The following is a 3,081-nucleotide window of genomic DNA, read 5'->3' as shown; positions in this document are numbered from 1 at the left end:
TAAAATCTTTACAATTTTTTTCTATAAGTTCATCAATAAAATCATACATCTCATCTAATGAACCACCCCATTTTGGCTGTAACTTAAAGAATTTTTGAAAATAGACAGATACATTTTCAGGCTGAATTTCTATTGCTCTTTTATAAAAATAATCTATATATTCATAACTTCTATCCATTTCATAACCAATTTGAACAAGTCTGGCATACGCATTATATGCTTCAGGATTTAATGAAACAGCTTTTAGTAAATCTTTTTCTGCAAGATTTAATCTTTGAAAATATTTCCTCCATGCTTCTTTTGTAACCGTGTAAGCCCATCCACCACCTCTCGCATACCATGCATACTCAATATAAAACTTTCCCCTTTCCTGATATGGTAAATAATAATTCGGGTCGTTTTCTACCCAGAAATTATATAAAGTTTCACATTCTTCCCATAGGTTATAAGGTTTATATGTTCCAATTAAGGTAGAATAAACATTTTTATTTAAATATTCTGTTTTTAAGAGTTTCATAAGAATGGGGACAATAACTCTATCATATCCACATGGTTCATAAGCTTTTGAATCAAGGATATGACAATAACATAAAAGTATTCTTTCGCAATCAGGATATTTTTTCATTACTCTTTCAAGAACATCCAAGGCCTCTTTGTCATTATGCATTTCCCACAAAGCATTAGCATATCTTATTATGAGAAATATTGAATCAGGATTTTTTAGATAAAATTTTCTATATGTATTTAAAAGTTTTTTATCATCAGCAGGAGTCAGGCAGTAAATATTTTTAAAAAGGAGATTTTCAACACTTGCAACTTCAACCATATCCCTCCAATCGTAAAAATCTAACTTATTCATAAATTCCCTTTTTTCTTTTGAAATTCTAACCCCAAGATATTTATAAACATTTTCTGCAATCCATGATGGAATGTAGATAATTTCTTCTATCTTTCCTTCTCTACCAATATTAAAATCTCCTTTGGGACCTTCAAATCTTAACTCAACATGAAAATTTTTATTATTATGTATGAAGAAGCCGGTAACATAAGTATTAACTCTCATTTCTTCCATTAATCTCTTTATCTGTTTTGGGCGAAAATTAATAATCTTTCCATCTTTGTAAAAATTGTTTCCAAAAATAGATTCTAAATCTGGCATCAAAATATTCAATTTTTTTTCTGGGAGATACATATACTTATATGTTGCCAGAATAGATATCAGGGTACCCAAAGAATTTAATTTACTTTCTTTATCAAGAAGAGGTAAAATCAATACCCCTTCAGGAATTTTAATTTTTTCTCTTTTTACCTTTTTAAAATTCTGTTTAAAATATTCAGAAGATATAGGGTAAAGTTCTTCTGGTTTATAACGTTGAAAAAAAGAAAATGAAAGAACTTGTTGAGTATAAAAAAGTAAAATAATAACTGAAATTATTTTTCTCATCTTCTTAAAAAAATTATAAAAAATTAAACAAAATTTTTCAAGAGAGATTAATTTTGAGCAATTTTAAAATCTCTCTTGTCCTTATTTCCAAATATTTTTTTGAATTTTCAATTGAATCTTTAAGAGGAACAGGACCAGGAACAATACTGAAAATTGAGATATATGGACTTTTTAAAAATCTGTAAATTTTTTCATCAACAATTCCAGCAAGAACTATTACAGTAATTTTATATTTTTCTGAATACTTCAAAATAACTCCTACTGCTTTTCCAAAAAAAGATTGAGTATCAATTTTACCCTCTCCTGTTATTATAATGTCTGCTTTTTTTATTTTTTCCTCAAAATTTCCTATTTTTAAAATAAACTCTATACCTGAAATAACTTTTGACTTGAGAAAAGAAACAAAACCAGCAACGATTCCACCTGCAGCACCAGAACCTTCTACTTTATTTATTTCTATTCCTGTATATTTCTTTATAACTTTTGCATAATTTCTTAATCCATTGTCAAGAATTTCAACCATACTTTCATTTGCACCTTTCTGGAAAGCGTATACATAGGCAGCACCATTTTTACCATACAGGGGATTTTTTACATCTGAAAGGATTGTAAATTCAATTTTTTTTAATTTTTCATAATTTTCAGGGTACTCAATTTTATTTATTCCTAAAAGGTCTTCTCCTTTTCCAGGATAAATAATTTTTCCATTCTTATTAATAAATCTAAAACCAATAGCAGTTAAAGCACCTGTCCCACCATCGTTTGTAGCGCTTCCTCCAACCCCTATATAGATTTTTTTACATCCTTTATCTATTGCATCAATTATAATTTCTCCAAGTCCAAAAGTTGTTGTTTTTAAAGGATTTTTTTCATTTTCTTTAAGAAGTGCAAGGCCAGAAATTTTAGCCATCTCTATATAAGCAACATTGTTTTTTTTAATATATTTTGTTTTTATTTTTCTTCTAAGAGGGTCAGTTGCTTCAATTTCAATATATTTACCGCCGATTAAACTTTTTAAAACTTCAAGAGTTCCATCTCCACCATCAGCAAGAGGGAATTTTATGATTTCTGATGAAGGTAAAATTTTTTTAATCTCTTTTTCAATTATTTCTGTTACTTCAATTGATGTTAAACAACCTTTAAAAGAATTAGGAGCAACTATTATTTTCATACAAAAATTATAATTGATTTTTTCAGATTTTGAAAGTATAATTATTTGTAGTTTATTTCGGGGCGTAGCGCAGTCCGGTTAAGCGCGTCCGCCTGAGGCGGAAGGTCCTCGGTTCAAATCCGAGAAATATTAAGTAAAAATATGTACTGGGTGTATGTATTAAAAAATAAAGAAGGTAGAATATATATAGGTCAGACAGAAGATATAGAAAAGAGGTTAGAATATCATAATAGAGGATGGAGTAGGTATACAAAGGGGAAAGGGGAGTGGGAAATAGTTTTAAAAGAGTGTTATAATAGTAGAAAGGAAGCGATAAAAAGAGAGAAGGAATTAAAGACAGGAAAAGGAAGGGAGTATATTAAAGAGAAAATAAAGAATCGGGGCGTAGCGCAGTCCGGTTAAGCGCGCTTGGTTTGGGACCAAGAAGTCCTCGGTTCAAATCCGAGCGCCCCGACTTATTCAGATA

Annotated in this window: 3 protein-coding genes and 1 tRNA gene; 2 read left to right on the top strand and 2 right to left on the bottom strand. The window is 29.5% G+C overall.

Annotated features, from left to right (window positions below; translation table 11 throughout):
• Window positions 1-1,444, bottom strand: a 1,444-nt coding sequence (locus PKV21_07135) for a tetratricopeptide repeat protein (GenBank protein ID HOM27262.1), incomplete at its 3' end; no start/stop codon positions are given.
• Window positions 1,445-1,481: 37 nt separating this feature from the next.
• Window positions 1,482-2,615: a glycerate kinase gene (locus PKV21_07130; protein HOM27261.1), complete on the bottom strand. Its 1,134-nt coding sequence runs from the start codon at window positions 2,613-2,615 to the stop codon at window positions 1,482-1,484.
• 141 nt (window positions 2,616-2,756) lie between these two features.
• Here PKV21_07130 and PKV21_07125 point away from each other — a divergent pair, with 141 nt between their 5' ends.
• Window positions 2,757-3,017, top strand: a complete 261-nt coding sequence (locus PKV21_07125; GenBank protein HOM27260.1) for a GIY-YIG nuclease family protein — start codon at window positions 2,757-2,759, stop codon at window positions 3,015-3,017.
• Window positions 2,994-3,069 (top strand) — tRNA-Pro (locus tag PKV21_07120). Before PKV21_07125 ends, PKV21_07120 begins: the two co-directional genes overlap by 24 nt.
• The last annotated feature ends 12 nt before the right edge of the window (window positions 3,070-3,081 follow it).

This window comes from bacterium, from assembly GCA_035371905.1.
Lineage (GTDB): Bacteria > Ratteibacteria > UBA8468 > B48-G9 > JAFGKM01 > JAMWDI01.
This window is presented reverse-complemented; position numbering and strand designations above follow the sequence as displayed.

Coding starts and splice junctions, on each gene's coding strand:
- PKV21_07130 (HOM27261.1), bottom strand. CDS start 2,615: ATGAAAATAATAGTTGCTCCTAATTCTTTTAAAGGTTGTTTAACATCA.
- PKV21_07125 (HOM27260.1), top strand. CDS start 2,757: ATGTACTGGGTGTATGTATTAAAAAATAAAGAAGGTAGAATATATATA.